The sequence below is a fragment of the Streptomyces sp. NPDC054770 genome, from assembly GCF_053611985.1.
This window is the reverse complement of the sequence record NZ_JBSHBL010000002.1, coordinates 106403-121148: the sequence shown is the minus strand read 5'-3', so window position 1 is coordinate 121148 and position 14746 is coordinate 106403. Positions and strand designations below refer to the sequence as shown.

General features: G+C 71.7%; 16 protein-coding genes. 6 read left to right on the top strand and 10 right to left on the bottom strand.

The features are described from left to right. Nucleotides 1–116: 116 nt before the first annotated feature. The 5 genes from ACWGKQ_RS03125 to ACWGKQ_RS03105 are packed head-to-tail and all read right to left on the bottom strand — an operon-like array spanning nt 117 to nt 4545. Nucleotides 117–1358: a cytochrome P450 gene (locus tag ACWGKQ_RS03125; protein ID WP_453290117.1), complete on the bottom strand. Its 1242-nt coding sequence runs from the start codon at nt 1356–1358 to the stop codon at nt 117–119. Next, complete coding sequence (locus tag ACWGKQ_RS03120; protein WP_453290116.1) at nt 1355–1960, bottom strand: GTP-binding protein; 606 nt, start codon at nt 1958–1960, stop codon at nt 1355–1357. Before ACWGKQ_RS03120 ends, ACWGKQ_RS03125 begins: the two co-directional genes overlap by 4 nt. Then, nucleotides 1941–2312: a DUF742 domain-containing protein gene (locus tag ACWGKQ_RS03115; protein ID WP_453290115.1), complete on the bottom strand. Its 372-nt coding sequence runs from the start codon at nt 2310–2312 to the stop codon at nt 1941–1943. The genes ACWGKQ_RS03120 and ACWGKQ_RS03115 overlap by 20 nt, the downstream gene beginning before the upstream one ends. Further along, a complete protein-coding gene (locus tag ACWGKQ_RS03110; protein ID WP_046733906.1) occupies nt 2309–2719 on the bottom strand; it encodes a roadblock/LC7 domain-containing protein in 411 nt (136 codons plus the stop codon). Before ACWGKQ_RS03110 ends, ACWGKQ_RS03115 begins: the two co-directional genes overlap by 4 nt. A gap of 5 nt (nt 2720–2724) precedes the next feature. Further along, the gene (locus tag ACWGKQ_RS03105) at nt 2725–4545 is read right to left on the bottom strand and encodes an ATP-binding protein (protein ID WP_453290114.1); all 1821 of its coding nucleotides are present in this window, start codon (nt 4543–4545) and stop codon (nt 2725–2727) included. Nucleotides 4546–4893: 348 nt separating this feature from the next. Between ACWGKQ_RS03105 and ACWGKQ_RS03100 the strand changes: the two genes are divergently transcribed. The 3 genes from ACWGKQ_RS03100 to ACWGKQ_RS03090 all read left to right on the top strand — a co-directional run bounded on the left by ACWGKQ_RS03100 (nt 4894) and on the right by ACWGKQ_RS03090 (nt 6950). Then, nucleotides 4894–5256, top strand: coding sequence for a DUF1304 domain-containing protein (locus ACWGKQ_RS03100; RefSeq protein WP_453290113.1), 363 nt, complete (start codon nt 4894–4896; stop codon nt 5254–5256). Continuing rightward, nucleotides 5253–5819, top strand: a complete 567-nt coding sequence (locus ACWGKQ_RS03095; RefSeq protein ID WP_453290112.1) for a TetR/AcrR family transcriptional regulator — start codon at nt 5253–5255, stop codon at nt 5817–5819. The genes ACWGKQ_RS03100 and ACWGKQ_RS03095 overlap by 4 nt, the downstream gene beginning before the upstream one ends. A 180-nt stretch (nt 5820–5999) precedes the next feature. Next, entirely contained in the window at nt 6000–6950 is a 951-nt protein-coding gene (locus ACWGKQ_RS03090) for an NADP-dependent oxidoreductase (RefSeq protein ID WP_453290111.1), read from the top strand. Nucleotides 6951–6965: 15 nt separating this feature from the next. Here ACWGKQ_RS03090 and ACWGKQ_RS03085 read toward each other — a convergent pair whose 3' ends face one another. Together ACWGKQ_RS03085 and ACWGKQ_RS03080 are read right to left on the bottom strand one after the other, a co-directional pair. After that, on the bottom strand, nt 6966–8072 hold the full coding sequence (locus tag ACWGKQ_RS03085; protein ID WP_453290110.1) for an NAD(P)-dependent alcohol dehydrogenase: 1107 nt from the start codon (nt 8070–8072) through the stop codon (nt 6966–6968). 25 nt (nt 8073–8097) lie between these two features. Then, complete coding sequence (locus ACWGKQ_RS03080) at nt 8098–9555, bottom strand: aldehyde dehydrogenase family protein (protein WP_453290109.1); 1458 nt, start codon at nt 9553–9555, stop codon at nt 8098–8100. A gap of 116 nt (nt 9556–9671) precedes the next feature. On the opposite strand from ACWGKQ_RS03080, the gene ACWGKQ_RS03075 reads away from it, so the two are divergent. Together ACWGKQ_RS03075 and ACWGKQ_RS03070 are read left to right on the top strand one after the other, a co-directional pair. After that, complete coding sequence (locus tag ACWGKQ_RS03075; RefSeq protein ID WP_453290108.1) at nt 9672–10100, top strand: MarR family winged helix-turn-helix transcriptional regulator; 429 nt, start codon at nt 9672–9674, stop codon at nt 10098–10100. Nucleotides 10101–10274: 174 nt separating this feature from the next. After that, complete coding sequence (locus ACWGKQ_RS03070) at nt 10275–10667, top strand: anti-sigma factor antagonist (protein WP_453290107.1); 393 nt, start codon at nt 10275–10277, stop codon at nt 10665–10667. 51 nt (nt 10668–10718) lie between these two features. Here ACWGKQ_RS03070 and tuf read toward each other — a convergent pair whose 3' ends face one another. From tuf to ACWGKQ_RS03055, 3 genes are all read right to left on the bottom strand, one after another. Next, nucleotides 10719–11912 (bottom strand): elongation factor Tu, encoded by a 1194-nt coding sequence (tuf, locus tag ACWGKQ_RS03065; RefSeq protein ID WP_453290106.1) that lies wholly within the window; start codon nt 11910–11912, stop codon nt 10719–10721. Nucleotides 11913–11978: 66 nt separating this feature from the next. Next, nucleotides 11979–12935, bottom strand: coding sequence for a ribose-phosphate diphosphokinase (locus tag ACWGKQ_RS03060; RefSeq protein ID WP_453290105.1), 957 nt, complete (start codon nt 12933–12935; stop codon nt 11979–11981). Nucleotides 12936–12994: 59 nt separating this feature from the next. Beyond that, on the bottom strand, nt 12995–13711 hold the full coding sequence (locus ACWGKQ_RS03055) for an SDR family oxidoreductase (RefSeq protein ID WP_453290104.1): 717 nt from the start codon (nt 13709–13711) through the stop codon (nt 12995–12997). A 145-nt stretch (nt 13712–13856) separates the two neighbouring features. Between ACWGKQ_RS03055 and ACWGKQ_RS03050 the strand changes: the two genes are divergently transcribed. Continuing rightward, nucleotides 13857–14720 (top strand): helix-turn-helix transcriptional regulator, encoded by an 864-nt coding sequence (locus ACWGKQ_RS03050; protein ID WP_453290103.1) that lies wholly within the window; start codon nt 13857–13859, stop codon nt 14718–14720. Nucleotides 14721–14746 lie beyond the last annotated feature (26 nt).

Sequence of the window (14746 nt, the reverse complement as noted above, 5' to 3'; positions counted from 1 at the left end):
CGGGCCCACACCCGGGTGTGGCCCGTGGGTTGGCCCCGTTTGCCACCCGTGATGCCACCCGTGGTGCCACCCGCGTGAAGTGATCCGCGTGGTGGGATCCGCCCGACGCGGTGCGTTCAGACCGCGAACTCGACCGGCAGGCTGTCCAGTCGGGACTCCCAGGTGGAGGCCGTCGAGGTGAGTTCCTCGGCGGGCACCGCGAGGCGCAGCCCGGGCAGCCGGTGCAGCAGGACGTCGACGGCCGTCTCGATGATGCCCTGGCCGATGTTCTGCCCCGGGCACTCGTGCGGACCGCCGCTGAACGCCAGATGGGAGTGGTTGCCGGCGACGGAGGCCGCGATGTCCGGCCGGATCACCGGGTCCACGTTGCCGGCCGCGAGGCCGAGGAGCAGCATGTCGCCCTCCTTGATCGGGCAGCCGCCCAGCTCCAGGTCGGAGGTGGCGAACCGGCCCGGCAGCACGGCCAGCGGCGGGGTGTTCCACATGACCTCCTCCACCACGGAGGAGATGTTCAGCTGCCCGCTGACCAGTCCGGAACGCAGTTCGCCGTCGGTGAGGACCACCTCCAGCACCCGGGCGAGCAGGTTGCTGGTGGTGGTGTGGGCGGTGATCAGCACCAGCCGCAGGTGCTGGACGATCTCGTCCTCGTCCAGACCCGCGTGGTGGCCGATGAGCCCGGTGGTGAAGTCGGAGCCGGGCTCCGACCGCTTGCGGGCGGTGAGTTCGGCGAGGATGGACACGATCTTGTCGTTGTGCGCGAGGGCGTCCGCGCCGCCCTTGATGACCTGGGCGCTGGACTCGGCGAGGGTACGCCCCTCGCTCTCGGCGAGTCCGAAGACCCGGGTGAGCACCAGCATCGGCAGGTACTCGGCGAAGTCCGCGACCAGGTCGGCCCGGCCGGTACCGGCGAAGGCGTCGATCTGCTTGTTGGCGAAGTGCGTGACATGGCGGCGGATGCCCCGCCCGGCCACCTTCAGCAGGTTGTCGGTGACCGCCCCACGCAGCCGGCGGTGCGGTTCGCCGTCCTGGGAGACGCAGTCCGGGCGCCAGCCCACCATCTGGATCAGCGGCGAGGCCTCGCCGATCCGCCCCTCGCGCCAGTCCCGCCAGATACGCGAATCACGGCTGAACTGCGAGGGGTTGTCCAGGACCCGCCGGTTCTCCCGGTAGCCGAGCACCAGCCAGGCGGGCACGTCGCCCTCCACCAGGATGGGGGCGACGGCACCGTACTCGTCCCGCAGCCGCTCGTAGATGCCGTGCGGGTCCTTCTCCGCGTCGGCACCGTACAGCCGGGTGGCCCCGGCACCGTGTGCCACCGGGCAGCCGCCCCCGGCGCCCGGATCCTGCGGCGCGCTCATCGGGACTCCAGGGCGACGGCCGAGCGTTCCTGCAGATGCTGGATGAGCGCGACGAGCACATCCCGGCTGGAGGCGCGGTCACGGGCGTCGCAGGCCACGACCGGGGTGTGCGGGGAGATGTCGAGCGCGTCCCGGATCTCCTCGATGGGGTGTTCCTTGCAGTCCGGGAAGACGTTCAGGGCGATGACGAAGGGCACGTTCTGCCGCTCCATCTCCTCGATGGCCCGGAAGCTGGAGGCCAGCCGCCGGGTGTCCACCAGGACGATCGCGCCGAGCGCGCCCTTGAACAGGCCGTTCCACAGGAACCAGAACCGTTCCTGCCCGGGGGTGCCGAACAGGTACAGCATCAGGCTCTCGTTGAGGCTGATCTTGCCGAAGTCGAGGCTGACCGTGGTCTCGGCCTTGTCCGCGACGCCGATGAGGTTGTCGACGCCGACGGTCGCCTGGGTCAGGGTCTCCTCGGTGGTGAGCGGCTTGATGTCGCTGACGGAGCGGACCATGGTGGTCTTACCGGTGCCGAACCCCCCGGCGATCATCACCTTGACCGAGCGGGTCCCCCCGGCACCGGGGTCGCCGGGATGGTCAAAGCCTTTCAAGTCCACTGAGTACCTCCTGGAGGAGCGCGAGGTCTGGCCCGCGTCCGGCGTGGTGCGCCGGGATGGGATCACGGGCTTCAATACGGCCTGCGTCCAGCAGATCCGCCAACAGCACCGCGAGAATGTTGAAGGGCAATCCGAGATGAGCGGTGAGTTCGGCCACCGACAGCGGATCACGGCAGCGCCGGACTATCTCCTCGTGCTCGTGCTGCATCCCCGGGACGGGGGCGGTGCGGGAGACGACGAGCGTGGCCACGTCGAGACTCGACGCCGCCCCGCCCGGTCCGCTGCGTCCCCCGGTGAGGACGTAATAACGTTCGAGACCGGACGGATCCGACGGCCGGCGGGGAGCACTCATCCAGAGTGCTCCTCCAGGCGCGGAGAGGTGCCGAGCAGCTCGCCCATGCGCCGGGACAGGTCCCTCATCTGATGCCCGAGCAGCCCCTGGTCGAGTCCTTCGCGAGCGAGGACCCCGAGATACGTCTCCACACCGGCCCGTACGACGAAGAGGTGACCGCCGTCGACCTCGATCATCGCCAGCCGCAGCTGCCCCGCGTACTTGGGGAACTGCTCGGCGACCGGCTGGGCGAGGGCCTGGAGCCCCGCCACCACGGCCGCGAAGCGGTCCACGTCGTCGGGGTCTTCGGCGCCAAAGGAGGTGATGGCCTTGCCGTCGCTGGAGGCCACGAGGGCGAATCGGATCTCCGGGATGCTCTCCACCAGATCGCGGAGCGCCCAGCTCACGTCGGTTCCCTGTTGCGTCATGTGGACTAGTCGCTCTCTTCAGTGCGGTGCTCGGCGGACTCGCGTCCGGCGGCGGCGTCATCGGCGCCGTCCGGGGTCGCGGGTGCCACGTCGTCTTCGTCTCCGGTCAACTCGGCCTCGCTGTCCGCCGTTTCGTCCGTCACGGGCGCGCGGCCCGCGGTGGCGAAGGCGGCCAGACCCGCGAAGGACTCCTCGGGCGGGACCGTGGGGAACGCGGTGCCCTGCGTGCGGGCGGTGCGCTCCTCGGGCTGCTCCTCCTCGCGGCGCCGGCTGCGCCGCCGGGGCAGTCCGCCCGGGGTGGTGTCCAGGGCCTCGCCGGACTCCTGCTGAGTGACGGTTTCGACGGCGACCGGGCCGTGTGCCTGCACCGGGGACGCGGCGGCGGGGGCGGCCGACGCGGCCACCGGGGCCGGGGCGGCCACGGGCAGCGGGCTGAAGAACTTGTGCGGGACCACGACGACCACCGAGGTGCCGAGCCAGGGCGAGTCCGCGAAGGTGACCCGGATGCCGTAGCGGCGGGCGAGGGTGCCGACGACCCGCAGGCCGATGTTGGCGTCCTCGGAGATACCGCCGATGCCGGGTCCGGCCCCGGTGCCGGCCAGCGAGTGCTCGGCCTCGCGCTTCTTCTCCTCGCTCAGGCCCTTGCCGGAGTCCTGGATCTCGATGCCGACGCCGTTCGGCACCTCCTTGCCGGAGACGATGACCGGCTCGGTGGGCGGCGAGTAGCGGGCCGCGTTGTCCAGCAGGTGGGCGAAGATCAGCGTGAGGTGGTCCACCAGACCGCCGTCGACGCCGAGTTCCGGCAGATGCCGGACCTCGACACGGTGGAAGTCCTTGATCCGGCCGATGCCGCCGCGCACCACGCTGAGCAGGCGCTGGGGCTCCTGCCACTGGCGGCCGGGCCGGTCCGAGCCGCCCAGCACCCCGATGCTGCCGGCGAGCGAGTCGGCGGGGCCGAGTTCCTGGTCGAGCTCCATCAGACCGCGGGCCACGGCGGGCAGCCTGCCGTGCTCGCCCTGCATCTCGTGCAGCCGGCCGCGCAGCTTGCTGGTCAGGACGTGGATCCGGTTGCCGATGCTGATCACGGCCTGCTCCGCGGAGGTGGAGCGGTTGAACTCCTCCTCCACCCCGATCAGCGCGGTGCGCAGGATGCGGCGCAGGTCGGCCTGGACGTCCTTGTCGACCTTGGCGCACTGCTCGGTGACGGGCAGCAGGTCGTCGATGGCGTCGCCGTCGCGCAGCCGCTTCAGCGCCTCGGGCAGCTGCTCGTCGGCGAGCCGGGAGATCGCGGCCCGCTGGTGCGTGACCTGCTCCTGCCAGACCTCGGCCTGGTCGGCGAGCTGCGCCTCGGAGGACTTCAGCTGGTCGGCGAGCCGCTCTTCGTACGCCCGTGACTGTTCGGCCAGTTGGGCGTCGTAGTGGGCGGTCCGGTCGGCGAGCCGGCCCTCGAAGGCCGACGCCTGCTCACCGAGCTGGGCGTCGAACGCGGCCGACTGCTCGCCCAGCTGGGCCTCCAGCGTGGCGCGCTCGGCGGAGAACTTGCGCTCCAGGCCCGAGACATGCTGCTGCCACTGCTGGGAGTGCTCGGCCTGCGAGCTGCGGAACGACCCTTCGGCGCTGCGCAGTTGACGCTGTGAGCGAATCAGGAGCCGTACGCACACCGAGCTCGCGACGGTGGCCGCGGCGCCGGCGACGGCCGCGGTTATTCGCTCGGAGCTCATGAACGTGGCGGCGACCGTCCCTCCCCCTAAGGCCAGTGGCATCAACCACCAGCTGTACCAGGCGACAGGGGCCCGCGCCGCCGGCGGCGGAGTGGCGAGTTCCATCTGCATCCTTAGAAGCAACACAATCGAACAGCAGTGAACAGGGGCAGTGTGCGAAGGCCGCACTCATGAGTGCGCACGGCGGGACGTACCCACCGTGGGGCGCGTCAACTCGCCGTGACGGAAGGGAGCTTATCGGGTTTGAACCCGAAAGGATCAACCTCGGCGAGCAGAGGAAGTGAGGGTTCCGTCACGCTCCGCCAGTTGGCGGCAAATCAACAAATACCCATTCCTGACCGCGACTTCCCGACATGCACCCCCATGTCCGAGCCGACGCACCCTCCGGACCTCCTGGACATCTGTCCAGCTATGATGGACACCTGTTCAAGAGATGGGGAGGATCCGCCGAACATGGACATACTGGCGAACGTGCTGGTCGGGCTGGTGGCCGCGCTGCACGCGTACATCCTGGTGATGGAGATGTTCCTGTGGCAGAAGAGCCCTGGGATGCGCTTCCACGGCTTCGACGCGGAACTGGCCCGGCGGACCGCGCCGCTCGCCGCCAACCAGGGCCTCTACAACGGTTTCCTGGCGGCCGGCCTGGTGTGGGGGCTGGTCGCGGCCGACCCGACGGGATTCCGGGCCCAGGTGTTCTTCCTGTCGTGCGTGGTGGTGGCGGGGGTGTACGGCGCGGTCACGGCCAACCGTCGGATCCTGTTCGCGCAGGCGCTGCCCGGCGCGCTCGCCCTGGCCGCCGTCCTCGCCGCCCGATGACCGGCCGCCCGGCCGCCGAGGACCCGCGGTCCGCCCGCACCCGGGCACGGCTGCGGGCGGCGCTCCTCGACGAGTGCGCCGAGCGGCCGCTGGCCGAGGCCGGGGTGGCCGCGGTGGTGCGCCGGGCCGGGGTGGGCCGGGCCACCTTCTACGTCCACTACGACGGCCTGGAGGCGCTGGCGGTGGACGCCTGCGCGGACGTCGTACGGGAGGCCGTGGACGCACTGCACGCCTGGCGCGGCCGGCCGGACCCGGTGCACGCGCCGCCCGCGCTGCGGGAGTTCTTCGCCGGGCTGGTTCCGCACGCGGCCCTGTACCGGGAGTTGCTCGCGCCGGGCGGCGGGGGTCCGCTGGGCCGGGTGCTGCACCGCGACCTGCGGGCGCGCAGCCTGGCCGAGCGGGAGCTGGTGGGCGCGGCGGACGCCCCGCTGGTGGCCTCGGCGGTGGCCGCCACCTTCGCCGGGGTGCTGGCCGACTGGCTGCACGGCCTGCTCGACGCAGGTCCGGACGACGTGGCGGACCAGGTCTGGCAGTTGCTGGTCGCCCTGCACATGAGCCGCTGAGCGCTCCGGCACGGCCGCCGATCCTCTGCGCCTGCCCGCCCCCGCCGCTCGCTGCCGTTGCCGTTGCCGTTGCCGTGAAGGGGGCCGGTCCTCGCCAGGAGGGAGTGCTGGCACGATTCCATCGAAGGTTGGCCATCTTGCCATTTTCCCGCCGGGCGGGTCCCGGCAGGCTGGGTGACCATGAACGATGTGAACACGATGCGTGCGATCAGCCAGGACGTCCTCGGCGGCCCCGAGGTGCTGAAGGTGATCGAGACGGCACGGCCGAAGCCGCGCCCCAACGAGGTACTGGTCCGGGTGCGGGCGGCCGGCCTCAACCCGACCGACTGGAAGCACCGGGAGACGGGCGGCTTCCTGGGCAAGCCGCCCTTCGTCCTCGGCTGGGACGTCGCCGGCACGGTCGAGGAGACCGGGATCGGCGTCGCCGCCTTCCGGCCCGGTGACGAGGTCTTCGGGATGGCGTCCTACCCGTACGGGCACGGCACGCACGCCGAGTACGTGACCGTCCCCGCCCGCGCGCTGGTGCCCAAGCCGGCCGGGATCGACCACGTCCAGGCGGCCGCGCTGCCGCTGGTGTCGCTGACGGCCTGGCAGGCGCTGGTGGAGAACGCCGGCGTACGGCCGGGGCAGCGGGTGCTGATCCACGCGGCGGCCGGCGGGGTCGGGCATGTGGCGGTGCAGATCGCCAAGGCGCGCGGGGCGTACGTGATCGGCACGGCGAGCGCGGGCAAGCACGACTTCCTGCGGGAGATCGGTGTGGACGAGCCGGTGGACTACCGGTCCGTGGACGTCACGGAGGCGGTGCGGGACGCCGACGTCGTCCTGGACACCATCGGCGGTGACACCTCGACGGCCTCGCTGCGGGTGCTGCGGCCGGGCGGGATCCTGGTGTCGATCCTGCCGGTGGGGTCCAGGGAGCTGTACGACGAGGCCGAGCGGCTCGGGGTCCGGGCGGTGCGGATGCTGGTGGACGCCGACCGGGCGGGGATGCGGGCGGTCGCCGCACTGGTCGAGGAGGGGAAGCTGCGGGCCACGGTCGCGGGGACCTTCCCGCTGGCCGATGCCGCCAAGGCGCACGAGCTGGGCGGCACCGGCCGGACCACGGGCAAGCTGGTCCTGGTGGTGGACTGAGCCCCCGGGACGGGCTCAGAAGGTGAGCACGGGCTTGATCGCCTTGCCCGTGCTCATGTCCTGCACCGCCCGGTCGATCTCGGCGAACGGGTAGGTGCTGATCAGCCGGTGCAGCGGCAGCCGGCCCTCGCGGACCAGCCGGACCAGGGCCGGGATGAAGGCCTGGGTCTCGCTGTCGCCGAGGGTCAGGCCGACGATCCGCTTGCCGGCCAGCAACCCGTTGACGTCCAGCGGGACTTCGGTGCCGAAGGGCGGGGCTCCGACGACGACCAGGGTGCCGCGGGCGGCCAGCGCGTCGACGCCCTGGCGGAGGACGGCGACGTTGCCGGTGGTCTCCACGATGCCGTCGGCGCCGGCTCCGTCCGAGATGCGCCGGAGGGCCTCGGGCACGTCCTCCCGGGTCGCGTCGACGGTGTGGGTGGCACCCACCTCCCGTGCCAGCTCCAGGCGTTCGGCCACCCGGTCGACGGCGACGACCGTGGTGGCGGGGGTGAGCCCGGCGGCCATCACGGCCGACAGACCGACGGCTCCGGCGCCGAGCACGACGACCGTACTGCCGGCGGCCGGGCCCAGGACGTTCCACACGGCGCCGACCCCGGTCTGCACACCGCAGCCGAGCGGGGCGATCGACTCCAGCGGCACGTCCGGGTCGACCTTGACCAGGCTGCGTTCGTCCACCAACGCCCGTTCGGCGAAGGAGGACTGGCCGAAGAAGTGGCCGCCGAGCGGCTCGCCGTCCCGGCTGACGGTGGCGGTGCCGTCTGCGCGCCGACCGCCGATGAGGTTGAGCGGCAGCCAGGTGGTGCAGTAGGCGGGGTGGCCGCCGTGGCAGTTGCGGCAGGTGCCGCAGGAGGTGAAGGAGAGTACGACGTGGTCGCCGGGGGCCACGCCGGTGACGGCGGAGCCGACGGCCTCGACGACGCCGGCGCCCTCGTGGCCCAGGACTCCGGGCAGCGGGAAGGGAAGTCCGCCGCTCGCCACGCTGAGGTCGGTGTGGCACAGACCGGTGGCCACCATGCGGACGAGCGCCTCGTACGGTCCCGGCGCGGCGAGTTCGACGTCGCCGATGGTGAAGGGCGCGCCGCCGGACTCGACCACGGCGGCTCGGGTGGTGAGGGACATCGTGGGAACTCCTGGTCTGCGGGGCTCAGTCGAGCGAGACGACGACGGACTTGACCTTGGTGTAGGCGGCGAGGGACTCGGGGCCGTACTCGCGGCCGAAGCCGGAGGCCTTGACGCCGCCGAAGGGGACGGCGGGGTCGAGCATCGCCCAGTCGTTGACCCAGACGATCCCGGCCTGGAGGCGGGCGGCGACGCGGTGGGCGCGGGCCAGGCTGCCGGTCTGGATGCCCGAGGCGAGGCCGTACGGCGTGGAGTTGGCGAGGGCGACGGCCTCGTCCTCGGTGTCGAAGGGCTGCACGGTGAGGACCGGGCCGAAGATCTCGTCCTGGATCACCCGGGAGTCGTTCGGGAGGTCGGCGATGACCGTCGGCTTGTAGTAGAAGCCGCCGTTGAGGTCGAGGCGTTCGCCGCCGCAGACGATGCGGCCGCCCTCCTTGCGGGCGAGTTCGACGTACTCCTCGACCTTGCGCAGGTGCCTCTCCCCCGCCATCGGGCCGACCACGGTGGCCGGGTCGCGCGGGCCGCCCACCGGGACGCCGGGGACGGCCTCGGCGAGGATGCCGAGCAGGGTGGCGTAGACCGGGCGGGCGACCAGGAGCCGGGGGCCGCCCATGCAGAACTGGCCGGTGTTGAAGACGAAGGCCTTGATGACCGCGCCGACGGCGTTCTCCAGGTCGGCGTCCTCGAAGACGAGGTGGGCCGCGTTGCCGCCGAGTTCCATGGTGACCGGCTTGAGCGCCTCCCCGGCCGTGCTCGCCACATGCCGGCCGATGGCGGTGGACCCGGTGAAGGCGACCTTGTCGACGCCCGGGTGGCGCAGCAGGGCCTCGCCCGCGACCGGTCCGGCACCGGTGACGACGTTGACGACACCGTCGGGAACCCCCGCCTCCCTGAACAGGCGGGCCATGTAGAGGGCGCTGAGCGGGGTCTCGTCGGCGGGCTTGTGGACGACCGTGTTGCCGGCGGCGAGGGCCGGGCCGATCTTCGAACCGGCCAGGATCAGCGGGAAGTTGAAGGGGGTGATGGCGGCGACCACGCCGATCGGTTCGCGCCGGGTGTAGGCGAGGGCGTTGAGCGGGATGTCGCGGACGGCGCCGTCCAGGCAGTGGGCGAGGGCCGCGAAGTGCTCGTAGTCGCTGGCCGCGTTGGTGACGTCGACGGCTCCGGCGAGCGTGATGGGCTTGCCGACGTCCAGGCTCTCCAGGGCGGCTATCTCCTCGGCGTTCTCGCGGATCAGCGCGGCGACGCGGTGCAGCACGCGGCCGCGCTCCCGGCCGCTGAGTCCCGACCACTCCCCCGCGTCGAAGGTCTCGCGGGCGGCGCGCACGGCGGCGTCGACGTCGGCGGCGCCGGCCTCCGCGACGGTGGTGATCACCTGGCCGGTGGCCGGGTCGGTCACCTCCGTCCGGGCCCCGTCGGCGGCCTCCCGCCACTGTCCGCCGATGAACAGCTGCCCCGGTCCGGACTCGAAGGTGGTCGTCATTGCCCACTCCCAGCGTTGATCGCTTAGCCTTCAACAAACAGGATTCCTGTTGGTCTCATCCCTGGCTCGCAGTCTGATTACAGACAGGATTCCTGTCAATGGTCTAGGGTGAACGCATGGTCGGTACAAAGACACGCCCCTCGCTGCTGTACATGGTCAAGCAGGTGGAGCTGGCGGTGCGCTCGCATCTCGACGAGCTGGTGAAGCCCGCCGGGATCACGGCGCTCCAGTACACGGCCCTGACCGTCCTGGAGCGCCATGACGGCCTCTCGGCGGCCCAGCTGGCGCGGGACTCCTTCGTCACCGCCCAGTCGATGGCCGACCTCGTACGGTCCCTGGAGACGCGTGGGTTCATCCGGCGGGAGCGCAATCCGCGCAACCGGCGCGAGCTGCTGATCCTGCTGACCGACGCCGGGCGCGAACTGCTCGCCGGGGTCGCCGGACCGGTGCGGGAACTGGAGGAGCGGATGGTCCGCGAGCTCACCGCGCACCAGGAGGAGCAGTTCCGCCAGGCGCTGAGCAAGGCGTGGCACGCGCTGTCGTAGTCTTGCGGTACCGCTCCCACGTGCCCGTTCGCCGACTGTCGCGCACGCCACAGAAAATGGCGAGTCGAAGCAGCAGACATATGTCAATCGAACATGCTCAAATTCCCTCCATCGAGGGTAACTTGCAAGGCGGGGAACGGAATTGAACCGGCAGGGGTGGGAGGTGATGTCGTCGTGCGCCAGGACCCCCGGCAGGATCCCGCGCCGCTCTCCCGGCACCTGCGCGTCCATCAGGACCGCGGCCACACGGTACTGGAGCTGAGGGGCGAGATCGACATCGCGGCGGCGACGGAGATCGCGCCCTACCTGGACCGGGTGACCGCCCAGGAGAGCGCCCGGGTGGTGATCGACCTGCTGCCCGTCGAGTTCTTCGACTGCTCGGGGCTGCGGCTGCTGTACCGGGCGCGCAGCCGGGTACTGGAGCGCGGCGGACAGCTCCAGCTGGTCTGCGCGCACCCGCTGACCCTGCGGGTGCTGAAGGTGACCGGGCTGTCGCGGCTCCTGCCGCCCAGGGCGACGCTGGACGCGGCCCTGGGCCAGCCCGAGGCCACGTCCGGCACCTTATGACACCGTTGCCACCAGTACCGCTGTGATCTCTCCCCGGTCCCCTAGGGGCCCCTAGGTGAGGATCCTCGTCACCTGGCCGGCGCCGACGGTCCGTCCGCCCTCGCGGATCGCGAACTTCAGGCCCTCCTCCATGGCGATCGGCTGGATCAGCTGGACGTGCATGGTGGTGTTGTCGCCCGGCATCACCATCTCGGTGCCCGGGGGCAGGGTGACGACCCCGGTCACGTCGGTGGTGCGGAAGTAGAACTGGGGGCGGTAGTTCTCGAAGAACGGGGTGTGCCGGCCGCCCTCGTCCTTGGAGAGGATGTAGGCGCGGGCCTCGAACTCCGTGTGCGGGGTGACCGTTCCGGGCTTGATGACGACCTGGCCGCGCTCGACGTCGTCACGCTTGACCCCGCGCAGCAGCAGACCCACGTTCTCCCCGGCCCGGCCCTCGTCGAGGAGTTTGCGGAACATCTCGACGCCGGTCACCGTGGTCCGCGTCTTCTGCGGGTGGATGCCGATGATCTCGACCTCGCTGTTGACCCGCAGCACACCCCGCTCGATCCGGCCGGTGACGACCGTCCCGCGGCCGGTGATGGTGAAGACGTCCTCGATCGGCATCAGGAACGGCCGGTCCACGTCCCGCACCGGCTCGGGCACGAACTCGTCCACCGCGTCGAGGAGTTCGAGCAGGGCCGCGGTCCACTGCGGGTCGCCCTCCAGGGCCCTGAGCGCGGAGACCTTGACCACCGGGACGTCGTCGCCGGGGAACTCGTACTCGGTGAGCAGCTCGCGCACCTCCAGCTCCACCAGTTCCAGGATCTCCTCGTCGTCCACCATGTCGGTCTTGTTGAGCGCGACGACGATGTACGGCACCCCCACCTGGCGGGCCAGCAGCACGTGTTCCTTGGTCTGCGGCATCGGCCCGTCGGTGGCGGCCACCACCAGGATCGCCCCGTCCATCTGGGCGGCCCCGGTGATCATGTTCTTGATGTAGTCGGCGTGGCCGGGACAGTCCACGTGCGCGTAGTGCCGGCGCTCGGTCTGGTACTCGACGTGCGCGATGGAGATGGTGATGCCGCGCTGCCGCTCCTCGGGCGCCTTGTCGATCTGGTCGAACGGGGTGAACGGGTTGAGCTGGGGGAACTTGTCGTGCAGCACCTTGGTGATGGCCGCGGTGAGTGTCGTCTTGCCGTGGTCGATGTGCCCGATGGTGCCGATGTTCACATGGGGTTTCGTCCGCTCGAACCTGGCCTTCGCCACTGGGGGCCTCCTGATCGCGTCGGTGTTGCCGAGCGCGGTCCAGCGCTGCAACTCCTCCTTTCCTGTCTAGAGGTTGCGCGGCTCGTCGAACAGGGCGCTCACGGACTCACCGTTGTGAATACGGCGTACGGCCTCCGCCAGCGCCGGGGCGATGGACAGGATCCGCAGCTTGTCGGTGTGCTCCTCGGCGGGCACCGGCACCGTGTTGGTGCAGACGATCTCCAGCACGTCGGGCTGCTCGCTCAGCCGCTTGAGCGCCCCGGCCGCGAACAGCCCGTGCGTACAGGCGATCCGGATCGACCGCGGCGGCCCCAACTCCCGGATCCGTTCGAGCAGTTCGATGACCGTGCTGCCCTTGGCGATCTCGTCGTCGAGGACGATGACGTCCCGGTCGGCCACCTCGCCGATCACCGAGCTGATGGTGACCCGGTCGTCCGGGTAGCGCTGCTTGGCCCCGGCCGCCACCTGGGCGCCGATCAGCCGGGCGAAGGCGGCGGCCTCCTTGGCGTTGCCGAGGTCGGGCGAGACGACGGTGGTACGCGACAGGTCGTACCGCCGGAAGTGCGCCGCCAGCTCGCGCAGCGCGTGCAGGTGGTCCACCGGTACCGAGAAGAAGCCGTGCACCTGCGGGGCGTGCAGGGTCATGGCGAGGACCCGGCTCGCACCGGCGGCCACCAGCAGGTCGGCGACCAGCCGGCCGCCGAGCGAGATGCGCGGGGCGTCCTTCTTGTCGGAGCGGGCGTAGGAGTAGTGCGGCATGACGACGGTGATCCGGCCGGCGGAGGCGCCGCGGGCCGCGTCGCACATCAGCAGCAGCTCCACCAGGTGCTCCTGCACCGGCCGGACCAGGGGCTGGATCAGGAAGACGTCCCGCTCCCGGCAGTTGGCCTGGAGCTGCACCTCCAGGCAGTCGTTGGCGAACCTGCTGACCCGGGTCGGGCTGAGCGGCACCCCGAGGTGCGCGCAGACCTCCTCGGCCAGCTCGGGGTGGGCGCTGCCGCTGAAGACGGCGATGTCTCGCACGATCCGCTCCTCGCATGATCAATACGGGCTACGGGCTCATGCTACGGACCGCGCGGCTCTCACCACGGCACGGGTGTGCCGTCCCAGGAGAAGAACCCGCCGGTCGGTCCGTCGTCGGGCAGCAGCGCCAGCCGTACGACGCCCTGCGCGCCCTCGGCCGGATCGCCGCCCCCGACGGCCGCACCGGGCACCAGCTCGGTGGCCCGCCGCCCCGGGGCCAGGGCGTTCACCTTGATCCCGTCCTCGGCCAGCTCCTGGGCGTACAGGACGGTCAGCGCGTTCAGGGCGGCCTTGGCGGAGCGGTAGGCGGCGGACCGGGGGCTGCCGTGGGCGAACTGCGGATTGGGCCCGGTGCTCCAGGTGAGGGACGCGGTGCCGCTGGAGACGTTCACGATGCGCGGGTGGGCGGAGCGGCGCAGGGCGGGCAGGAAGGCGTTGGTGACCGCGGCGACGCCGAAGACGTTGGTCTCGTACGTCTGCCGGAAGCCCTCGACGCCGGTTCCGGAGGGGGTGCCGGTCACCGGCTGCACACCCGCGTTGTTGACCAGGACGTCGAGGCGGTCGACGCGGGCGGCGGCCCGCTCGATGCCGGCGGGGTCGGTGACGTCGAGGACGAGGAGCCGCGCGGCGCCGCCGATCTCCGCGATGGCCCGCTCGCCACGCGCGGCGTCCCTGGAGCCGACGTGGACGCGGAATCCCTGCTCGGCGAGGAGCCTGGCGACATGGAAGCCGATGCCCTTGTTGGCACCGGTGACGAGTGCTGTGCGATCGTTCATGACAGCCACGGTCCCCCGGCCGCGTCCGCCCTGCCAGGGACCACCTGTACCAGGCGGACAGGCCTGTACCGGGCGGACGGACCTGTACCGGGCGGACCTGCACCGGGAGGACCTGCACCGGGAGGACCGAGGAGGCGACGGCGGCATGGCGAAGCAGGAACTGGCCCGTTTCCTGCGCGAGCGCCGGGCGGGCCTGCGTCCGCAGACGGTGGGGCTGCCGCCGGGCACCGACCGCCGCACGCCCGGGCTGCGCCGCGAGGAGGTCGCCGAGCTGGCCCACATGTCCGTCGACTACTACATCCGCCTGGAGCAGGCCCGCGGCCCCCGCCCCTCCCCGCGCGTCCTGGATGCCCTGGCCGGGGCGCTGCGCCTGACCCCTGCCGAGCGCAGCCACCTCTTCCGGCTGGCCGGCACCGCCGCACCACCGCCCGGCACGGCGGCGGTACGGCGGGTGCGACCGCACGTGGCCAGCCTGCTGGAGCGGCTGCCCGACACCGCGGCGATCGTCACGGACGCGGCCTACGGCCTGGTGGCCTGGAACCCCCTCGCCCAGCTGCTGTTCGGCGGCGACCTGGGACACGGCACGGCCAACCTGGCGCGGCGGCGCTTCCTCGGCCAGGGGCGGATGCACGAGAGCTCCGGTGCCGAGGAGTCCGGGCACATCGTGGTGGCCAGGCTGCGGCGGGCCGCCGAGCGCTATCCGCACGACCCGCACCTCGCCGCCCTGCTGGAAGAACTGCGTGCGCAGAGCGCGGAGTTCCGGCGGATCTGGGCCGCCCATCCGGTGCACGCCCCGGGACACCGCACCAAGGTCCTGGACCATCCGGAGCTGGGGCGGCTGCGCCTGAACTGCGACGTCCTGCTGGTACCGGAGGACGACCAGGAGATCGTCCTCGTCACCGCGGACCCGGGTTCGGCATCGGCCCGCCGGATCGCGGAACTGGCCGCGCGCGGGCACGAGGCCTTCCCGGCGCGTCGGGCGGTTCCCGCGCCCGGGTCTCCTGCCTGAGGCGTGGACCCGGGCCGTCGGGAACC

Bases quoted from the DNA above. Each gene is read 5' to 3' on its own strand.
- ACWGKQ_RS03125 (WP_453290117.1), bottom strand. From the start codon at position 1,358: ATGAGCGCGCCGCAGGATCCGGGCGCCGGGGGCGGCTGCCCGGTGGCA.
- ACWGKQ_RS03115 (WP_453290115.1), bottom strand. From the start codon at position 2,312: ATGAGTGCTCCCCGCCGGCCGTCGGATCCGTCCGGTCTCGAACGTTAT.
- ACWGKQ_RS03110 (WP_046733906.1), bottom strand. From the start codon at position 2,719: ATGACGCAACAGGGAACCGACGTGAGCTGGGCGCTCCGCGATCTGGTG.
- ACWGKQ_RS03105 (WP_453290114.1), bottom strand. From the start codon at position 4,545: ATGGAACTCGCCACTCCGCCGCCGGCGGCGCGGGCCCCTGTCGCCTGG.
- ACWGKQ_RS03100 (WP_453290113.1), top strand. From the start codon at position 4,894: ATGGACATACTGGCGAACGTGCTGGTCGGGCTGGTGGCCGCGCTGCAC.
- ACWGKQ_RS03095 (WP_453290112.1), top strand. From the start codon at position 5,253: ATGACCGGCCGCCCGGCCGCCGAGGACCCGCGGTCCGCCCGCACCCGG.
- ACWGKQ_RS03090 (WP_453290111.1), top strand. From the start codon at position 6,000: ATGAACGATGTGAACACGATGCGTGCGATCAGCCAGGACGTCCTCGGC.
- ACWGKQ_RS03085 (WP_453290110.1), bottom strand. From the start codon at position 8,072: ATGTCCCTCACCACCCGAGCCGCCGTGGTCGAGTCCGGCGGCGCGCCC.
- ACWGKQ_RS03080 (WP_453290109.1), bottom strand. From the start codon at position 9,555: ATGACGACCACCTTCGAGTCCGGACCGGGGCAGCTGTTCATCGGCGGA.
- ACWGKQ_RS03075 (WP_453290108.1), top strand. From the start codon at position 9,672: ATGGTCGGTACAAAGACACGCCCCTCGCTGCTGTACATGGTCAAGCAG.
- ACWGKQ_RS03055 (WP_453290104.1), bottom strand. From the start codon at position 13,711: ATGAACGATCGCACAGCACTCGTCACCGGTGCCAACAAGGGCATCGGC.
- ACWGKQ_RS03050 (WP_453290103.1), top strand. From the start codon at position 13,857: ATGGCGAAGCAGGAACTGGCCCGTTTCCTGCGCGAGCGCCGGGCGGGC.